Origin of the sequence: Paenibacillus pinisoli, from assembly GCF_003605435.1 — a bacterium.
GTDB classification, from domain to species: domain Bacteria; phylum Bacillota; class Bacilli; order Paenibacillales; family Paenibacillaceae; genus Pristimantibacillus; species Pristimantibacillus pinisoli.
This window is the reverse complement of the sequence record NZ_QXQB01000004.1, coordinates 386,350-405,806: the sequence shown is the minus strand read 5'-3', so window position 1 is coordinate 405,806 and position 19,457 is coordinate 386,350. Positions and strand designations below refer to the sequence as shown.

Genomic DNA, 19,457 nt, shown 5'->3' with positions numbered 1-19,457 from the left:
AACGAAAGTGGCGGTACGAAGGTTCTTTTTATTAGCTGCGCCAAATAGCCTGCTAGCTTGACTGAAGATGCTTTTTCGCACATACGACTTCACGGCGCAGCCCTTCTGCCAAGCCGATCTTCGGCGAATAGCCAAGCAGCCGCTCTGCCTTCGAAATATCCGCCCATGTATGCAGCGGCTCGCCGACAAGGCCGCCCGCATGAATGACTTGCGCCGGCTTCCCCGTCATCCACTCCAGCATCTCGATAATATCGTTGATAGACGCCCGCTCTTTGCCCCCGATATTGATCGTTTCGCCAATAACACCGTCCGCTTCCGCAACAGCGGCAGTCGCTTCCGCACAATCGCCCACATACGTGAAATCGCGCGACTGCGTCCCGTCGCCGTATAAGGTAATAGGCTGATTCGTCAAAAATTGATGGATAAAGCGGTGAAATGCCATATCCGATCGCTGCCGCGGCCCATATACCGTAAAATACCGTAAAATAACAACCGGCACGCCTTCATTGCGCCAGTATACCCTGCATAAGTGTTCGCCTGTTAATTTGGATACACCATAAGGAGACAGCGGTGACGGCATAGCGTCCTCGGATACTTTGCCTGTCACCTCTCCATAGACGGACGAAGTTGAGATATAGACGAACTTCTTCAGCGGCTTTCCTTTACAAGCCTCTAGCAGCTGCTGCGTCACATTTATATTATTGGTGACATAATGGTCAAAATCCGCTCCCCAGCTATTGCGTACACCCGGAATGCCTGCCAGATGGTAGACTGCATCTACACCTGCCAGTACGTCATCCCAATCCATATTCAGCAGGTTCTCCTCTTGGAACGCAAATCTCGGATGATCCAGAATCGCTTCCAAATTCCGTCTTCCGATCACCTTCAGCTCATCGCGCAGCAGAGCGTCAATCCCGATCACCTCATGCTCTTCCCGCTCCAGCAGCTTCTCGCATAGATGAGACCCAATGAAACCGGCTGCACCCGTCACTACTATCTTCATAGCCGCCCGACCCCCACATAACGGAGTCCGGCTTGCTCAACGGCTATTCTGTTCAACACATTGCGTCCATCCAACACTACAGAACCCTTCATACGGGACGCGACCTGCTCCCAGTCCCCGCTTTTGAACTCATCCCAGCCTGTCGCAATAATGACTGCGTCCGCCCCTTCAACCGCCTCCAGTGCGCTTTTCTTCCACGCTACACCGGCGATAGGCGGCGCTGCCAGCGGGTCATACGCGGTAAGTACGCATGACTTTTTCGCAAGCTCTTCCATCAGAGCGACTGCCCTAGAATAACGCAAATCATCCGTATTCTCTTTAAATGTCGCACCCCATATCGCAACATGCTTCGTCTCGTCCAGTCCGCCCAGAACCTTCTCCAGCTTGCGTACATAAGCCTCGAGCTGTGTATCATTCACTTCCGTAACGGCTTGCAGCAGCTTGAGCGGCTCGTTTTTAGAGGCGGCCGCCGCCATTAGCGCTTGCACATCCTTCGGGAGGCATGAACCGCCATACCCTATACCCGCTTGCAGGAATCTCTCTCCGATTCGGTTATCCTTGCCGATGCCCATGGCGACGTCCATAATATCGGCGCCATAAACGTCACAAACGCGCGCCAGTTCATTAATAAAGGACAATTTCGTAGCTAGAAATGCATTGGAGCCGTACTTGATCAGCTCGGCCTCCGTTCTTCCCGTTACAATGATTTTGCCTTCAATTCCGGCATACAGAGATTGAACAATTTCAGCTGCCGATTTATTATGTGTGCCGATGACAATCCGGTCCGGATGAAACGTATCATAGATGGCTGTTCCTTCGCGCAGAAACTCCGGATTCGATACCATCTCAAACCGTTCTCTCGGCACGCCTTTTTCGAGCAGGAAAGACTCTGCCCACTCGCCAGTCCCTGGCGGAACCGTGCTTTTCATAATAATAACCTTGGAATCGACAAGCGCGCCGGCAATGTCATTCAGCACGCTTCTGACATACACCAGATCCGCTGAGCCGTCTTCAGCGGACGGCGTCCCTACTGCAATCATAATAACCTCGTTCTGCTTCACCGTTTCCTCAACATCATGGCGGAAGAACAAGCGATTGCCAGCACGGTGACGATCCACCATTTCTTCTAATCCCGGCTCGTAGATCGGAATGATGCCATTATTCAGACGCTCAACCTTACCGATGTCGCGATCTACACAATAGACTACATGCCCTAGCTCCGCTAGCACGGCTGCCGTAGTCAGCCCGACATACCCGGCACCGATAATTCCAATGTTCATGAAGCTGCATCCTTTCTTCGCAACCTTAACTGTACAGTATCATGTGCACGGAAGAGTTCAAGCGAAACGGCGTTTAACAGGGCTGATTTACAAAACTTTTGGGAACTTGCATATATACAGGCTGCATTCATGTCCACACATAAATATATACAGCATCAAGGAAGCCACATTATAATCCAACCGTATATGAGTAATGCATCACGATCATCAACTATCGGCTTACAGAAGTACACTCGGACAATAACAATACATATCATTCATGCAAAAAAAAATTCATTTATCCTTTAATCTTAATGATTTCTACAAAGTATGCTTGCATACTGGACAAGCTGTTTAATATCCATGTAGGTATGATTTGTCGAAAACACAGAGTCCCCGATCGTCCATACTATAGTGTATACATTCAAGGCAAAGCCGAATATATCATTCATCTGCGTCTGCACGCAGCAAGGAGACCGAAGAAAGCATGCGGTTTGACCTTCCCCCTCTCCAGCACGTACAATAAGGGGTATTCCTGCAAAATGAGGTGACGTAACAAATGCGAAAATCAGCTTACAAATGGTTCGTTCTTATGTTGCTCCCAGCCTTGCTGCTAGCTGGCTGCGGTTCATCCAACCAAGGTTCGAACCCTATAAATCCTTCTCCGGAGCAGACAAGCTCAAGTACACCAGCTGAGACAAACAGTCCAAATCCTGATCCTTCCGGCGAGACGACAGCAACACCAACTCCCGATCAGCCAGATGCGATACAAGAGCAGATCAACCAGATGAGTTTAGATGAAAAAATCGGCCAGCTCGTAATCGTCGGTCTCGATGGAACCGAAATGAACGGTTTTGCCAAAAAAATGATCCAAGACTATAAAGTCGGCGGATTCATCCTATTCAAAGACAACATCAACAACGCGCAGCAGACGCTAGCGCTTCTGAATGAATTGAAGCAAACCAATGCCAGCAATGACATACCATTATGGCTGAGCGTTGACCAGGAAGGCGGCAGAGTAAGCCGCATGTCCTCCGAGTTCGTGAAAATCCCGGCAGCGGGCCAGGTCGCATCAGCCAACAGCTTGACGTATACGAACGGAATCGGCAAGGCATTGGGCACGGAGTTGAAGGCGCTTGGCTTCAACCTGGACTTTGCACCTGTCCTTGACATTAACAGCAATCCTAAGAACCCTGTCATCGGCGACCGTTCTTACGGCTCAACGCCTGACAAGGTAACGGCTCACGGGCTGGAAGCATTGGACGGCATTACATCGGAAGGCGTTGCTGCTGTCGTCAAGCATTTCCCAGGCCACGGCGATACGTCAGTCGATTCCCATTACGACTTGCCTCTTGTTCATAAGTCGCTGGAAGAGCTGGAGAAATTCGAGCTTATTCCATTCAAAGAAGCAATTGAGCATGACGTTGACGCCATAATGGTGGCGCATCTGCTCATGATGGACTTAGACACTAAGCACCCCGCTTCGATATCCGATGCTGTCATCAATGACCTGCTGCGCGAGAAGCTTGGTTACGATGGGGTAGTCATTACCGACGATATGACGATGGGCGGCCTGCTGAACGGCAACAAAATCGGGGACGCATCCGTAACCGCCGTCAATGCGGGCGCAGACATTGTACTTGTAAGCCATGAAGAAAAGTTGCGTATCGAAGCGCTGGACGCTTTAAGACAAGCAGTCCATTCCGGCCAGATCAGCGAAGAACGCTTGAACGAAAGCGTCTACCGTGTCCTCAGCCTCAAGCAAAAATACAAGCTTGCCGACACCCAAACCCCAGACATCGACGTCTCAGCCGTCAACGAAGTCATCAACAACGCCCTAAAAGCCCGGCCATAACGGCCCGGGCTTTTTTTTTCCTTATAAATAAATCATTCTCTAGCACCTTAACACTCCATCCAAAACTAACTCTCCACCCTGCATAAGCTCTCCATGCTCCCTCAAAACTCTCTCGCCCCTATCCAAACTCTTCACGCTCCCTCAAAACTCTCTCGCCCTTTCAAGCTCTCCACGCCCCCCAAACTTCTCTACCCTCTCCAATCTCTCTACGCTCCCCCAAACTCTCCTGACACCTTCCCCCTATCCAAACCTGCTCACTATCCCATCAACTCAGGAACTGGAAGGAGAAAACCTATGACTCAGCGGGAAATTGAAAAGTATCTGAAAGATCAATATCTGATTTCGTGGACTTTCGTTTTTTTCGATTTTCAGGGTGATGTGCATATAAAAACACGAATGACTTAATGACACGGATGTTGTGACAAGGATAGTTGAACTTTCAGGGCCACGGTTGATAGAGCTGCATTAATAAGGGGATGGACGACTTTAGGTAGGGATAAACAATTTAAAAAAGTACTAGTGCGACGTGGTTACAGCGCTTTCTGTGATCAATTTACGGTTAGATGGGGATACGGGCTGGTGGTGGACATTTGCGGGTAAACCGGGTTACAGATCTAATCAGTAACAGCTCGCAGGTAGCCAGGTTTTACGGAGCTTTAGGTGACAGTCTACGGGGAGATGGCTTTTACGGAGCTTTAGGTGGATAGTTTACGGGGAGATGGTTACGGGGCTTGCGGTGAACGCTTTGTAGGTAGATAAGATTATAAGGCTATCAGTAGATAGTTTGCTGGTATACGGGGTTACAGGGCTTGCGATGGACAATTTGCTGGGTGATGGGAATACGGGGCTTGCGATGGACAATTTGCTGGGTGATGGGAATACGGGGCTTGCGATGGACAATTTGCTGGGTGATGGGAATATGGGGATTGCGACGGACAATTTGGGGATTGATGAGGTACGTGGCTTGCGGCCGACTGTTTACGGTAGGCGGGGTTACAGGGCTTCCGGTGGACGGGTTGCGTTTTATGGGTAAACGAGAGAATTAGAATGCTGCATATCTTATAGCAGTTTAAGAATGCTGGTCATAATTGGGCTAGGGAATTTATTCCACAAAAAATTAAGCCCTGAGAATTGTAAAACAAATTAATGATGCCGTTGGAGAGATAGACGGAGAGTATGTTCAAATGCACATTTAATAGCGCCTGTGGAAGCGTTCAGTCTTAGGCAATATTCGTCCATATACTGCTGAGCATACTTAATCCCTATTCCATGAAACATGTCCTTCATCCAACTAAAAGCGGTTATGGCAATTGATGATAGCGGGTGGCAAGTGCGCTTGGGAATTGATGACTCTTCCGCGGGTTTTCTTTGAAACTGCTGAAATCTTGGATTCACCTCAACACTGTTATGGCAGCTCAAGTTCAATTGCAGCAACAAATTAGCTTGTTCAGTATATTCGAGGTTCTCTCTCGCTTGTTTGCTTCTGTCCAGTAATCGAAATGCAATGAAGCTGCTGTCGCAGTCTCTCTCGTCACGTGTTATCGATTGGACAATGGCCACAGACCGCTCCTTCTGCAATCTATCATCGGTTAGAATAGTTTGCAAATTAAAAACCTCATGTTTAATCTCCACATTCTCGCCCCATAATTGCGCTGACTCAACGGATAAGACAGAACGAATTTTGTTCAGCATACGCCAAGCTGTCTTATATGACAGATCCAGCAGCCCCGATAATTGCACAGCATTGATGCTGCGCTCGTACTTGCCAACTAAATACATGACAAATAGCCACTTCCTAATAGAGGTTCGGCTCTTATGCATAATGGTATGTGCCGTTAGCGACTGTTGATATTTGCATTTCGCACATTCATAAAGGGGCAGGTTTCTCGTGGCTATCCTATAGGCAGTACGATGCCCACAACTATAACAGTTGAAGCCACACGGCCACTTCAAACGTTCAATAAGCGGCAGCAGGTCCTCATCTCTCCGATAAAGTGAATTAAACTCTTGCCATAAAACTGAATATCCCATAACACCCTCCAAAAAAAGAACATATGTTCTTATTTCATTGTAACAAAATACCCAACCTTTTACAAGCGTTGAGTAGTAATTGTTGCTATTACATGTTCCTGAGCTGAAGGGAGAATGGAGCCCTTTTGAATAGTGGTACCCCCATGATTCTGCTATTGGGATTACAATTGTGACTACTATGCCCGCTATGCCCCTTTAGAATTTGATCGGATGAAATGTACTGCAATTTATCTGCTTCAGTTCATCACAAAAAGTTACGGGACTTAGGTCGAATTGACGCTCAGTCTGCGAACGTGCGCTCGAAGCGGGTGATATCGCTGTTTTTGCCGATGATGACAAGCATGTCGCCTTCGAAAATATGGTCGTCCGCATGGGGGGATACGACCAGATCATTGTCTCTCCTGCGTATCGCCATGACGCTGCAGCCGTATTTGGCTCTGAAATCCAATGATTTTAATGTTTTTCCGCAGAAGATTGGCGGCGCAATCATTTCGACGAGACTGTGCTGAGGGGACAGCTCCAAATATTCAATCATGTTTTTGGAGGTTACCTGATGGGCAACACGCACTCCCGTGTCACGCTCCGGATGGACGATGTGATCGGCTCCGACGCCTTCAAGCACCCGTTGATGATAATCGTTGGTCGCCTTGGCCGTTACAAATTTGACCCCGATATCCTTCAAAATAAGGGTAGTCAATATGCTGGCTTGCAGGTTTTCGCCAATCGCCACTATGGCATGGTCCATATTGCGTACGCCCAGCTCCCGCATTACCCCTTCGTCGGTTGAATCCGCTTGATAGACATGAGATAGGATCGGCGCGTATTCCTGCACTCTCTTCTCATCCTTGTCGATACCCATAACATCGTAGCCAAGCGATAGCAATGTTCGCGTCACACTGCCCCCGAATCTTCCTAACCCTATGACTACATACTGTTTTCCCATCTGATGAGCCTCTCTTCTTCTGTTCATTGTTGATTGGAGCTGGACACAGCAAAAAACCACAGAGAAACAGGCTCTCTGTGGTCATGACGAACACAAGCGCGCGCACTTATCTCCCGATCAACGCTTACGAGGTTAGCTGACGGATTCGGGAGTCGAGAGCCCCCTACCATAACTATGGATTCACCCCTGCGATCCATTATGATCGCTTTGGTTCCCCCGCCGGACCTTACGGTCCATTAAGCGTTACGCTTATTCATTTATGAGCATTATGCTACTCCTTTCTTTATGTTTTGTAAAAGCGCATTCCAGACATGTTTCGGCGGAAAAAGCCTAAAAAGCCCGATAGAAGCGTTTACATGCATTGCATTATCAGCGGATCGTGAATTATTTACGTTTATTGATGCTTTTCTCAACTAGCGATTATCCTATTGCGAACAAGCTGGAAATAAGGGGAAGCTCCGCTATTCTGCTTCAGCAGGCAACGTCATTTTCCCTTTGAATTGTTTTGGCGTACAGCCATTGAACCGTTTGAACATTTCGTAGAAATGCGCCATATTTTCGAGCCCGACAGAATGTGCGATGTCCGTTATTTTTCGGTTGGTCAAGGCTAAAAGGCGCGTAGCTTTCGCAATTCGCCTGCGATTGACATATTCGGTAAACGCCAAGCCCATATGCGATTTGAAATATTTTGAAAAATAAACATAACTCATCCCGGCTAACGAGCTTAACTCCTGCATACTTATTTTGCCGCCAAGATGCTCGTCTATATAGGCAATGACCGGCTTTAGAACATGGGCATCCAGCTTCCCGCCCGGAGTCAATATGCCATTCACATCATGTCTCAACATGGCTAGCATCAACGCCTTGATGTGCATGCTGACCGCTACCTCGTAGCCATGACGTCTTGCCATAACTTCTTCATGAATACATGAGATTGCCTTGCCTACCGCCTCCCTGGCCTCCTTGTTGGATCTAAACAACTCATTCAGTCCGTCAAGCGGCTGGAGAATCTCCATAAAGCAGCTCAAATAATTGATCGTCGCAGGGTCGAAGTACGGCTCCAAATCCACATGCAGCACGATATATTCTACTTCATGTCCAGGATGGCCAACGGCGCGATGAAGCTGATTGGTTCCAATTACGATGACATCACCCGGCTCCAAACGATAGGTTCGGCTTAACGTATCCATCTCATGCACACCTGCCAGCACCAGTATAAACTCCACTTCCTTATGGTAGTGCCAGCTAGGCATCTCTGCGCCCGCAAGGCTTTCCACCAAAAACGTCCATACTTTCAGACAAAGCTGCTGGTTCTGATAATGGATCGGCTCTTTTATGATATCCAAGTCTATCTCGCTCCCAAATCTTTGAAATGTTGAAAATGGATATAAAAACATTAAATAATCGCATATACGCAGACCGCTGCTCCCCTATATGATTAGGACATAGCTAACCACTAATAAAGGAAGGTGACCCCCGATGAAAGTTGCAGTCCTAGGTTGCGGAGGCATGGGCGCTATTCATGCCAGCGTATACGCCAGCCTTGCGAACGCTCAATTAACTGCCGTTTGCGATGCAAACAGTCAGCTGGCTGATGCAATGGCCGCCCAAACAGGAGCCATACCATATTATTCATTCAGCGATATGCTGAACAATGCGGAATTTGATGCGATCAGCATCGCGCTGCCTACCTATTTACACAAAGAATATACACTTCAAGCAGCAAAAGCAAGAAAGCATATTATTTGCGAGAAGCCTATCGCTTTGACGCTGGAAGACGCTCAAGAGATGATGGCAATCTGTGAAGAGAACGGCGTGCGCCTGTTTGTGGGACATGTTGTCCGTTTCTTCCCCGATTACAACCATCTCAAGCAAACGCTGGACAGCGGCAAGCTGGGCCGTCCCGGGGTCGCGCATGCAAGCCGGATTGGCGGGCATCCGGGAAGCTGGTTTGCGGACGAGAGCTTAAGCGGCGGAGTCATCGTCGACCTGATGATCCATGATCTGGACTTCCTCCGCTCTTGCTTCGGCGAAGTTGAAAGCTTATATGCTTTAAGCGCTGCCAAGGAAGGACTTGACTACGCGCTGGTTACCCTGCGTTTTGAAAACGGCGCCATTGCCAATGTGGAAGCGAACTGGGGTTACCCCGGCCCGTTCCATACTAAGGCAGAGATTGCCGGAAGCGCCGGTATTATCCGAGCCAATAGCCTGAAAAGCAGCTCCCTCCAGCTCGTCAAGCAAGGGACAAACAGCGATACGACCGGTACTGTCGTCATTCCGGGCAGCCCCGGATACAGAAGTCCTTACGAGCTGCAGCTAGAGCACTTCATTCGCTGTATTGAGGACGGAAGCGAAGCCCTTGTTACGGCAGAAGATGCCTATAAAGCGCTTGAACTAGCCCTGTATGCAAGGGAAAGCGCCGTTACCGGCAAAGCTGTTTACTTGAAAGGAGGCAACGCGCAATGAGCCAACTGAAAGTCGGCATGATCAGCTTCGCCCATGAGCATGCCTTTTCCTATCTGGATGCTTTGTTGTCTATCCCGGAAGTTACTATTGTTGGAATCGCAGATCCTGTACCCGCAAGAGTGGCGGAAGCAACGGGCAAGCATAATATTGCTTACTATAACGACTATCACGTACTGCTGGAGCAGCCTATGGATGCTGTTGTGATTTGCTCCGAAAATGCGCTGCATGCAGAGATCACTATTGCAGCCGCGAGCAAAGGCATTCATGTGCTTTGCGAGAAGCCGCTCGGCATTTCTATCGATGAGATGAACCAAATGGTTGAAGCCTGCGAGCGCAATAAAGTCCAGCTTATGACGGCATTCCCTTGCCGCTATCTGGCGGCGGTCGTGCAGGCCAAGCAAACTGTAGACCGCGGCGAGATCGGAGAGATTGTCGCGATCAAGGGTACGAACCGCGGCACAGCCCCTTCCGGCTGGTTCGTTGACCGCAGTCTGTCCGGAGGCGGCGCACTGCTGGATCATACAGTCCATGTCATGGACCTTATGCGTTGGTTCACGGGTTCTGAGCCTGCTCAAGTGTACGCATATGCCTCTACCTTGTTCAACGATCAGCTTAAGGTTGACGATGCCGGCATGATCCATGTGAAATTCGAAAACGGCACTTTTGGAGTCGTGGATACCAGCTGGTCACGCAAGCCCCCGTTCCCGACTTGGGGGGACGTCACTATGGAGATTATTGGCACGAAAGGCGTATTGTCGGTCGATTCCCTGGCCCAGGTTAACGAAGTCTACAGCCAGCAGGACGGACTCGGTCAATGGAATTACTGGGGCGACAATATGGACCTGCACCTTATACGATCCTTCGTGGAAGCAATCCGCAGCGGCACTCCTGTGCCGATAACAGGTTTGGACGGATTGCGGTCCGCAGCAGTTGCGCTTGCGGGATATCAATCCATTCAAGAAGGCCAGCCTGTAAAGCTTAATGCCTAACGGCATACGAAAGGACCTCACCCAAGTTTGATGACCGGGCGAGGTCCTTTTTTATGAGCAAGCTATGTTATGACTTTAATTTGAATAGGGCTACAAGCTCCTGCAGATCGGCAGCCATGCGGCTTAGCGATTCTGATGAAGCGGATATATCCTTCATGGAGTCGCGCTGCTGATTCGTATCCTCCGTGATCCGGTTCAGCTCTTGCAGAGCGTGCTCGGATATGCCGACAATCTCCTGCATAGAAGCCGACACTTCTTCGGTGCTGGCGGACAGCTCTTCCGTCGCTGCGGATACTTCTTGTATTTGAGCGGAAACGCCATTTACAGTTTTCATAATGCTGTCAAACGCCTGGCCAACCTGATCAAACATCAACACGCTCTTATGAACCTCACTGATGCCTCCCGCAATAGCTGTTGAAGTAGAAGCTGTCGACTTCTGAATCTCATGCAGAATCGAGCCGATGGTAACCGTCGCCTCCGTCGTCTGCACCGCAAGCTTCTTCACTTCTTCAGCAACGACAGCAAAACCTCTGCCATGCTCGCCTGCGCGTGCCGCTTCGATCGATGCATTAAGCGCGAGTAAACTCGTCTGGCCGGCGATTTCTGAAATATAGGCTACAATGCCGTTAATCTCCGCCGTCTTCGCCTCCAGCTCCCGCACCATCTCAGCCGACCGGCCTACTGCGCCGCTCGCTTGCGTAATTTGACCGACGGCAAGCTGGACAATGCGATCGCCTTCGATTACGTCGGCATGCATCATTTGAGCATGCTCGCTGACAAGCCCGGAAGACTCGGCAATCTTCTGAATGCCGATCGCCATCTCCTCCATCGCCACAGAGGATTGCTCCGATCCCTGATGCTGCGACTTCGCGCCAGTGGTCACACTCGCAACTGCAGCTGCTGTCTTCTCTGCTGCAGCGGCCGAATTAACCGATGTCGCCGTCAGCTCTTCGGAGGATACCGCTGTATGCTCTATCGCTTCTGTCAGCTTCATTAATGTCATCTTGAACGAATCCAGCATCCCGTTCATATTGATTCTTAGCTGGGCAAGCTCATCTTCACCTTTCACCTGCAGCCTCTCGGTCAGATCACCCGAAGCTGCTTTCGTCATAAGCTTGGACATTGCAAAAATCGGCCGCAGAATAAGTCCCGCTATGATATACGAAATAACCGCTACAGCCAGCGAACAAATTATAATTACGATAATTCCTGTGTTCGTTGCATCTATTGCGCTCGTCAGAAGCTCCTGTTCATCGCCTGATACGATGACTCGCCACCCCGTCATCTCAACCGAAGCATAAGAAGCCAGCTTATTCAAACCGTCAAGCTCTCTATAGGTAACCGTGCCGGATTCCCGAGTGAAAACCTGCTCGGTGTAAACCTTGATTTTGGCCTCGTCGGCATACTCCCTGAAGTCTTCGCCGATTTTATCTTCGGATGGGTGGGCCAAATAAGTGCCGTTCTTAGCCAGCAGATACGCATAGCTGGATTCGCTCATTTTATTCCGGTTAAGATTATCCAGAATGTGGCTCGGATTAACGATCATTTGAACCAGACCGCGGAATTGCTGCCCATCATCAACGATAGGCACATCGATAATAATGATGTTTTCGTCAGAAATCCCGTCATGGAGAATGTCCGATATGCCCACGGTCTTCTCTTCTTTGATCCGGTTAAAGTTGTCGAATTTCGATAAATCCAATGCTTCCTTCTTGTCGCTGATGGACATTCCCGAAGCCGAAGCATACGTATAGGAATTAACGTCAGGATTCATCGCCTTCATGGACTGAAGCAAGGGCACCACGCTTTCCTCGTTGCCCTTCAGAAACTGCTCTTTATAGGTATCCACCATGCTTTCCACAGCAGATACTTTGCCCTCCAACAAATCGCTAAGCGCTGTTGCATTCGATGTCGCTACAATCATTTGCTGCTGCTTAAGATCCTTCTCTATGATGTCGGAAAATAAGCTTGTTAATATCCAGGCCACAATCAAAACCGGAATCACGGTTAAGCATAGCAGCAAGGCAATAAATTTGAACCGAACAGAACCCCTTAAACTTTTCAACCATTTCCAACCCGCAATTTTCATAGTAGTCCCCCCCAATGATGCCATACATAATTCATTCATCGGAGATTTTCGACAAAATAATAAATAATTCGACACAAATTTATGAACAATTTTTAGTTCATACTGCCTACTTTCCATTCATCTCTCAAATTTCCCATAGTCCTTTATCGTAACTTGAACGGCAGGACGGATGACCACCTGGGGATATAAACTTTTCCAGTCCAGCTTCGACCAATTGGAATAACTCATGCTGTTGCGCACATATTTTCCGACTCCGATGCAGTCCACATTGTTTTTTTGCAGCTTTTTGATGATCGTATCAAGCTTGCGGCTAATGTGCTGCGACACCAATTTTTCAAGCTTTCCTCGTTCGATCTGATCACTAAGCTTAAACGCACCTGTATACTCCAAAACCGAGCCTCTGATCTCCATTGCGATGTCCACTATGAACGAACCTGAACTGTCGCGTGATACTTTCACTTTTCTTTTATTGCTTAATGTACTAAATACATATTCCCCGCTTAATCCGACATCCCCCAGATCAATGCTTAAATCTCCGCGTTTAAAAGAGTCCCTTAAAAAAGCAAAGTAGATCGATTGATCAACATCAAGCTTGGTTTTATACTGATCCCCGTCAAATAATGCAATGCCATCGATCGCTACATCCTCCCCTATATCCTTAATGATTGGAGCAATGGCGTCAATTCCATCGTCAAAATAATCCCTTGCAAATTCGTACAACGTAATTTCCGGCACATTATTGGTGCGTGCTTCCTTATCCAGCAGCCGATCGATATACTGTCCTGTTGCAGGATGAGAGGGATACTTCTTTTTTAATAGCTCATTGGCATTGCCGTTCACGACAGAGATCTTGATTCGCTGAGAGATGGCAGGGTCTCTGACCAGCGTATCAAGATGATCCCATAACCCTTTCCGCGACAAGCTTAATCCATATAACGTGCTGCGCATCTGACCGCTTACCAATCTCAATTCACTTTTTCTAGAAATTTTCATTTTAGCTTCTTTGCTTGTTTTTGCAATTTCAGTAAATACCTCGTATCTCACCTTTCTTAACTGTGCATCAATAATCGGATACGTAAGCGAAACCATTAATTGATCTTCTGAATGCTCATTCTCCGCTGGCATCAGATCAAAGCTTGCCGTATGAAGAAAGCCCAGTCTCTCTATGATGCGTTGATCGCCGCAGCCGCTAAGCAGAACCGCCAAAATGAGTATAGTGAAAAACCCGGTTCTCTTATTCACGTCTCATCGCTCCCTTTTTCACCCACAAAACGATAATCAACAAGAGCGGCAAAGCGAGTGAAACCGAAGCTTCTACATAGCCTAGATATTGCAGCCATTGCTCTACTTCACCAATTACGTCAGGTATCCAAGACACGGCAAAAGAAAGGACGAATAGGACGGCCGCATGCCATTTTGCATTTGCCTTCGGTACCATTCGTTTCGCTACCTCTACGGCGGCCCATATGTACATCACAATGGTAATCAAGGCGGGAAATAGAAAGAAGCTGAACAACAAATTCTCAATCCGTTCAACGAATGGCAGTCTGATAAAAGAAAGCAATTCCAAGAGCGGATATTTCATTCTAGTCAATTGTCCGAAGCTGTAAAACCCAAAACAAATGAAGGTGAACGTGAGGTAGGTCAAGGATGTAATTAGGTTGCCTATATAGACTGCCTTCATGAACTTCCCCTTTTTTTCAACATACGGAAATAACAGCAAGGCCAGCTCGAAGCCAAGAAAAGCAGCGTAAATATCGAGACTGCCCCACATCATATCGGTACCGCCCCGAAAGAAAAATGGAGTAAGCCTTGCCCATTCAAAATCCTGGAAATAAAAGAACAGCAGAAAGAGCATCCATGCTATCATCCAAAAAAAGGTTGTCGAAGCCTTGGATATCGTATAGACGCCGCCTATCACCAATATGAATGATAAAACATCAATCAAAGCTTTGAAAAACATGGGGTGGGTCGAGGGGAACGCAATCATTTGAAAGATAATGACATATTGCTTGGCAACCATACACCCCAAAATCGCCCATAACGATAATAAGAAGACATAGATCGGGTATAACATAAACTTAGGGATCGCTTGCTCAAGAATATCGAATATGGATTTCCCTTCGCCCAATCGATATACCAACGAGATCAGAAAAATCACAAACGAGGAAATGGCTGTAAAAATCAATACAGCAGCCCAGCCATTATAACCGAAGCTCCGCGCCATCAATCGCGGGAAGCTGAATATGACAACACCGGATTGAATCATATAGATGAGCAGCGCGATATGAAAAGGATTCAGTTTCTCCTTCACTTTGTTCCCTCACTTACTTTCTCATTCTATTTTTCAACTTGTTAGGTGTACCCGATTGCGTAGGTCTTTCCTTAATCGCCCAGAAGGGTGCGCGAATAAATACGTCCCGCCAATCCTGCGGCTTAAACGGAGCAAGCGGGGTTAGATACGACGTATTGAGGCTTGTCAGCCCCGATAGATGAATAACAATCAAGGCAAAACCCATCATAAGCCCCAGATTCCCCATCATGCCGGCCAAAATAATTAAGCCGAAGCGGATAAGACGAATGGATGCGCTCATCACGTAGCTCGGTATAACAAATGACGCAATCGCTGAAGAAGCGACTGCGATAATTAATATATTGCTGGTCAAGCCTGCTTGGACGGCTGCCTGCCCGATGACAATACCGCCTACGATACCGATGGTCTGCCCGATCTTCGTAGGCAATCTGGCCCCAGCCTCCCGAAGCAGCTCGATCGTTACCTCCATTAGCAAAGCCTCATACAACGGCGGAAATGGCACTCGTGCCCGGGATTCCGTAAGGGTTAATAGCAGATCCTCCGGAATCATTTCATAATGAAAAGTGGTCACTGATACATACATGGCGGTAAAAGTAACCGTAATAAGAAAAGCGACCAGCCTTAAAATACGAATGGCAGAGCCCAGTGCCCAGCGCTGATAATAATCGTCCGGCGATGAAAAAAATTCAAAGAAGGAAGCCGGGGCCGAAAAGACAGACGGACTTCCGTCCAAAATCCCGATTATTCTGCCGCCAACCAGCCTGGATACAGCCGCATCCGTACGCTCTGTCGTTGGAAAAAGCGGAAATATCGAATTGGGGAAATCGTCTATATATTGAATGAGCATATTGCCGTCATGGACGGCATCAATTTCGATGTTCTGTATCCGCCCGACCAGCTCATGTACATAGTTCAGATTGGCAATGCCATCGATGTATAGGATATATACATCGTTTTTGGTCACTTCCCCGACCTCCAGCTTTATAACCTTCAGATGAGGACTCTTTACCCTTCTGCGGATAAGAGATAGATTTTGTTTCGCCGCCTCTACGAAGGAATCATGCGGACCGTTGATCACCGTCTCCGTCTCTGACTGGGAGATGGCTCTCGCATCCGGTTTATAAACATCAACAAGATAAACCTGTCCTTCATGAAACAGGGCTACTTTTCCCTCCAGAATTCCTATAATGACGGTTTTGGAATCGGTCGAGGAATAGAACTGCGAGCGTTCTAACAGCACGCCAACATCGACAGGATCCACTTTGTCGAGCGGTATAATGACATCTCTGGTAAACTCCTCACTCCCCAATAGATGGCTGAAGTATACCAGATCTACACCAATCTTCGGAAAAACCCGATGAGTCAAATCGAAGCAGTCCGAAAAGTTGGCCAGGACATGCTGCAAGGTTGGGGGCGAGGATAGCTCCGACTGATCCTGCTGCTGCTCATCAGATTCATTGCGGTTCATGATCTTCTCGCTCCTTCCGGAATGGATGATCATACTATTCGCCATTTTCGCCCGATCCATACCAGCATTATCCTTTATAGGGTTTCGTTCACTCATAAAAAAGAAGCCGCCTATTGCTGGCGGCTTCTTCATCGAACGTATCAATTATTTAATTATGACTTGTTGTGATTGCGGTCTTCTGCCGGAACCAGTCTTTCATGCAGATAATCTACAATATGCATGGCTTCCATCTGGAATGGAGGCTTGTGCTTCTCGATACCCAGCTTCATCTGCAGCAAGCAGCCTGGGTTGCTTGTCAGCATATATCGCGCGTTCGTCGTAGCTGCATGCTCCATCTTGTGCTCCAGCAGCTGTCCGGCCATCTCGGGCTGCGTTACATTGTAGATGCCAGCGGAGCCGCAGCAGCGGTCCGATTCCTTCATCTCGACGTAGCATGCGCCTTCCACGCTGCGCATCAGTTGACGCGGCGCTCCCGAGCTTTTCATGACATTGCGAAGATGGCAGGAATCCTGATACGTAACCGTAACATCGGCTTGTTCGCTCATTTTCTCGGCAAACCGAGGGATGCGGCCTTTCTCCACGACCAGCTTGCTTACATCAATGACGCGCTTGGCGAACCACTTGGCATTCTCGCGAACTTCAGGATCGCTGTCCTCATGCATCAAATGGTCATATTCGACCAGCAGCGCTCCACAGCCTCCAGCATTGGATACAACGTAATCGATTCCCGCGTCTTTGAATACGTCAATGTTGATTTTCGCCAGCGATCTCGCTTGATCCATCTCGCCGCTATGCGCATGCAGCGCTCCGCAGCAGACCTGCTCCTTCGGAATGACAACCTCGAAGCCAGCTTCCGACAGCAGCTCGACGGTATTCACATTCGTGCCGGCGAACATCACATCCATAATGCATCCGCGGAACAGGGCGACGCGGGCAAGCGGCGTGCCCTTGGCAGGATAGAATGTCCCGACCTGCTCGATAACGCCTCGCGAAGTCGAGTCCGGCAGAATGGATTCCATCTCGCGCAGATGATCGGGGAACAGACGCATCATGCCCGTTCCTCTAGCCAGCTTGCGCAGGCCCGACTTCTGATAGAAGGCAAGCGAGCCGCCCAGCAGCTTCAAGCTTCCTCTTTTCGGGAAGACGCCTTTGAACATTAGCTTTCTTAGTCCTGTGACCGGAACGCTGTGCGTCGCATGATCCTCGATCGCATCTCTTGCCTGCTCGATCAATTGACCGTATTTCACATCCGCAGGACAGACTGGCTCGCAAGCTCTGCAGCCGAGACAATGGTTCATCTGATCCTGGAACACCTGGTCCGGATCCATGAGCCCGTCCGCTACCGCCTTCATCAGAGCAATCCGGCCGCGCGGCGATTCCGGCTCTACGCCTGTCTCGCGGAACGTAGGACAAGCCGGCAGACAGAAGCCGCAGCGCATGCAATTCGTAAGCTGGTCGTAATCCAGCTTGTTGAGCAGCGTTTGCGCCAGCGGATTTGTATGCTTGATGTCCGGTTTATTCATCATGTTAGTCTCACCCATGCTGCAGGACCACCCTTTTTCTTGATTCTTTCGCGAATACTTTGCCTGGATTGAGCAAGTTATGCGGATCGAAGGCCGCTTTAATGCCGCGCATGACTTCAATGCCAGGAGCGCCTACCTTCCATTCCAGATACGGAGCCTTGACAATACCTACGCCATGTTCGCCTGTAATCGTACCGCCCAGTTCAATCGAAGCTTCGAAGATTTCCGCAAACGCTTCTTCGACGCGATGCACCTCTTCCTTATCTCTGGCATCTGTCGTCGCCGTCGGATGCAAATTCCCGTCTCCCGCGTGGCCGAACGTTGCGATAGTGACGTTATATTTCTTCGCGATCTCGTTAATGCGAAGCACCATATCGGCAATCTTCGAACGCGGCACGGTCGCATCCTCCAGCATCGTAGTCGGACGAAGACGCGCCAGTGCCGTGAACGCGCTGCGTCTCGCAGTAAGCAGACGGTCCGCCTCCTCGCGGCTCTCCGCTACTTCAAGACGGTCCGCCTTCTCCAGCTCGCATATTTCCCGGATGCGCGCAATATCGCGCTCTACTGTCTCCGGATCGCCATCCTGCTCAATCAGCAATACCGCTTCCATATCAAGCGGAAGTCCCAGCTTCGCAAAGTCATCCACCACGCGTATGGTCGGGTTGTCCATAAATTCAAGCGTAGCCGGTATAATCTTGGACTCGATTATTTTCGATACCGTACGGGCAGCTCCGTAAATGTCCTTGTACATGGCTAGCATCGTTTTCTTTGCCTTCGGCGGCGGAATGAGCTTCAAGGTCGCTTCCGTAATAATTGCCAACGTTCCCTCCGAGCCGACAAGCAGCTTGGTCAGATCATAACCAGCCACATCCTTCATAAGCTTGCCGCCCGTACGAATAATACTGCCATTCGCAAGTACAGCTTCCAAACCAATGACATAATCTTTGGTCGTGCCGTACTTCAAGCCGCGAAGGCCTCCTGAGCATTCGGCAATATTGCCGCCGATTGTACTGATCTTCATGCTGCTCGGATCCGGCGGATAGAACAAGCCGAGCTCTTCAATATGGGCAATCATCTCTGCCGTAATGAGGCCTGGCTGCACAGTAGCCGTCAAATTCTCCATGTCGACTTCAAGAATACGGTTCATTCTGTGCATAACCATGACGACTCCGCCTTCGGACGGAACTGTGCCGCCGCACAGGTTCGAGCCCGAGCCTCTGCTCACCACCGGAACCCGGTATTCGCTCAGCACCTTCATAATTTGAGATATTTCTTCAGTAGAGGATGGATAAATAACGCCGTCCGGCAGCGATTGCAGCATTGGCGTTCCGTCATACGAATGGGCGACCAGCGCTTCCTGGTCGTCTCGATAATGCTTCTCTCCTACGATAGCGCGAAGCTTGGCTGTAATTTCGGCTTTTAGCATATAAACCTCCAAATTCATGGTCAACGATATAATTGATCAGGTCATCTGATGACTTTCCTTTCATTATAGCTTATGCTTAGATAGAAATATA

The 19,457-nt window shown here is 48.9% G+C and carries 14 protein-coding genes, 1 pseudogene and 1 riboswitch; of the genes and pseudogenes, 3 read left to right on the top strand and 12 right to left on the bottom strand.

Going from position 1 to position 19,457, the window contains the following annotated elements:
• Positions 1-52 precede the first annotated feature (52 nt).
• Entirely contained in the window at positions 53-1,003 is a 951-nt protein-coding gene (locus D3P09_RS18935; RefSeq protein ID WP_120112961.1) for an NAD-dependent epimerase/dehydratase family protein, read from the bottom strand.
• Complete coding sequence (locus D3P09_RS18930) at positions 1,000-2,283, bottom strand: UDP-glucose dehydrogenase family protein (protein ID WP_120112960.1); 1,284 nt, start codon at positions 2,281-2,283, stop codon at positions 1,000-1,002. Before D3P09_RS18930 ends, D3P09_RS18935 begins: the two co-directional genes overlap by 4 nt.
• Before the next feature lie 538 nt (positions 2,284-2,821).
• On the opposite strand from D3P09_RS18930, the gene nagZ reads away from it, so the two are divergent.
• Positions 2,822-4,117, top strand: coding sequence for a beta-N-acetylhexosaminidase (gene nagZ / locus D3P09_RS18925; RefSeq protein ID WP_120112959.1), 1,296 nt, complete (start codon positions 2,822-2,824; stop codon positions 4,115-4,117).
• A 1,143-nt stretch (positions 4,118-5,260) separates the two neighbouring features.
• Here the strand turns inward: nagZ and D3P09_RS18915 are convergent.
• The 4 genes and pseudogenes from D3P09_RS18915 to D3P09_RS18905 all read right to left on the bottom strand — a co-directional run bounded on the left by D3P09_RS18915 (position 5,261) and on the right by D3P09_RS18905 (position 8,437).
• The gene (locus D3P09_RS18915; protein ID WP_243644309.1) at positions 5,261-5,896 is read right to left on the bottom strand and encodes a hypothetical protein; all 636 of its coding nucleotides are present in this window, start codon (positions 5,894-5,896) and stop codon (positions 5,261-5,263) included.
• A 78-nt stretch (positions 5,897-5,974) separates the two neighbouring features.
• A pseudogene (locus D3P09_RS28505) lies at positions 5,975-6,148 on the bottom strand (transposase); the annotation flags it as partial.
• Between the two features lie 280 nt (positions 6,149-6,428).
• Positions 6,429-7,091 (bottom strand): potassium channel family protein, encoded by a 663-nt coding sequence (locus D3P09_RS18910; protein WP_120112956.1) that lies wholly within the window; start codon positions 7,089-7,091, stop codon positions 6,429-6,431.
• A 106-nt stretch (positions 7,092-7,197) separates the two neighbouring features.
• Positions 7,198-7,344, bottom strand: a riboswitch (cyclic di-AMP (ydaO/yuaA leader).
• A 208-nt stretch (positions 7,345-7,552) separates the two neighbouring features.
• On the bottom strand, positions 7,553-8,437 hold the full coding sequence (locus D3P09_RS18905; protein ID WP_120112955.1) for a helix-turn-helix domain-containing protein: 885 nt from the start codon (positions 8,435-8,437) through the stop codon (positions 7,553-7,555).
• A gap of 133 nt (positions 8,438-8,570) precedes the next feature.
• Here D3P09_RS18905 and D3P09_RS18900 point away from each other — a divergent pair, with 133 nt between their 5' ends.
• Entirely contained in the window at positions 8,571-9,557 is a 987-nt protein-coding gene (locus D3P09_RS18900; protein WP_120112954.1) for a Gfo/Idh/MocA family protein, read from the top strand.
• A complete protein-coding gene (locus D3P09_RS18895) occupies positions 9,554-10,546 on the top strand; it encodes a Gfo/Idh/MocA family protein (RefSeq protein WP_120112953.1) in 993 nt (330 codons plus the stop codon). The genes D3P09_RS18900 and D3P09_RS18895 overlap by 4 nt, the downstream gene beginning before the upstream one ends.
• Before the next feature lie 67 nt (positions 10,547-10,613).
• On the opposite strand, the gene D3P09_RS18890 is transcribed toward D3P09_RS18895, so the two are convergent.
• From D3P09_RS18890 to D3P09_RS18865, 6 genes are all read right to left on the bottom strand, one after another.
• Complete coding sequence (locus tag D3P09_RS18890) at positions 10,614-12,635, bottom strand: methyl-accepting chemotaxis protein (RefSeq protein ID WP_165867502.1); 2,022 nt, start codon at positions 12,633-12,635, stop codon at positions 10,614-10,616.
• Between the two features lie 117 nt (positions 12,636-12,752).
• Positions 12,753-13,877 (bottom strand): Ger(x)C family spore germination protein, encoded by a 1,125-nt coding sequence (locus D3P09_RS18885; protein WP_120112951.1) that lies wholly within the window; start codon positions 13,875-13,877, stop codon positions 12,753-12,755.
• Positions 13,870-14,949, bottom strand: a complete 1,080-nt coding sequence (locus D3P09_RS18880; RefSeq protein WP_120112950.1) for a GerAB/ArcD/ProY family transporter — start codon at positions 14,947-14,949, stop codon at positions 13,870-13,872. The genes D3P09_RS18885 and D3P09_RS18880 overlap by 8 nt, the downstream gene beginning before the upstream one ends.
• A gap of 13 nt (positions 14,950-14,962) precedes the next feature.
• Entirely contained in the window at positions 14,963-16,417 is a 1,455-nt protein-coding gene (locus tag D3P09_RS18875) for a spore germination protein (RefSeq protein ID WP_243644307.1), read from the bottom strand.
• Positions 16,418-16,569: 152 nt separating this feature from the next.
• The gene (locus D3P09_RS18870; RefSeq protein ID WP_243644305.1) at positions 16,570-17,943 is read right to left on the bottom strand and encodes a (Fe-S)-binding protein; all 1,374 of its coding nucleotides are present in this window, start codon (positions 17,941-17,943) and stop codon (positions 16,570-16,572) included.
• A gap of 7 nt (positions 17,944-17,950) precedes the next feature.
• Entirely contained in the window at positions 17,951-19,366 is a 1,416-nt protein-coding gene (locus D3P09_RS18865) for an FAD-binding oxidoreductase (RefSeq protein ID WP_120112947.1), read from the bottom strand.
• Between the last annotated feature and the right edge of the window lie 91 nt (positions 19,367-19,457).

Bases quoted from the DNA above. Each gene is read 5' to 3' on its own strand.
- D3P09_RS18915 (WP_243644309.1), bottom strand. From the start codon at position 5,896: ATGTATTTAGTTGGCAAGTACGAGCGCAGCATCAATGCTGTGCAATTA.
- D3P09_RS18895 (WP_120112953.1), top strand. From the start codon at position 9,554: ATGAGCCAACTGAAAGTCGGCATGATCAGCTTCGCCCATGAGCATGCC.
- D3P09_RS18870 (WP_243644305.1), bottom strand. From the start codon at position 17,943: ATGATGAATAAACCGGACATCAAGCATACAAATCCGCTGGCGCAAACG.
- D3P09_RS18910 (WP_120112956.1), bottom strand. From the start codon at position 7,091: ATGGGAAAACAGTATGTAGTCATAGGGTTAGGAAGATTCGGGGGCAGT.
- D3P09_RS18930 (WP_120112960.1), bottom strand. From the start codon at position 2,283: ATGAACATTGGAATTATCGGTGCCGGGTATGTCGGGCTGACTACGGCA.
- D3P09_RS18935 (WP_120112961.1), bottom strand. From the start codon at position 1,003: ATGAAGATAGTAGTGACGGGTGCAGCCGGTTTCATTGGGTCTCATCTA.
- D3P09_RS18865 (WP_120112947.1), bottom strand. From the start codon at position 19,366: ATGCTAAAAGCCGAAATTACAGCCAAGCTTCGCGCTATCGTAGGAGAG.
- D3P09_RS18890 (WP_165867502.1), bottom strand. From the start codon at position 12,635: ATGAAAATTGCGGGTTGGAAATGGTTGAAAAGTTTAAGGGGTTCTGTT.
- D3P09_RS18900 (WP_120112954.1), top strand. From the start codon at position 8,571: ATGAAAGTTGCAGTCCTAGGTTGCGGAGGCATGGGCGCTATTCATGCC.
- nagZ (WP_120112959.1), top strand. From the start codon at position 2,822: ATGCGAAAATCAGCTTACAAATGGTTCGTTCTTATGTTGCTCCCAGCC.
- D3P09_RS18875 (WP_243644307.1), bottom strand. From the start codon at position 16,417: ATGAACCGCAATGAATCTGATGAGCAGCAGCAGGATCAGTCGGAGCTA.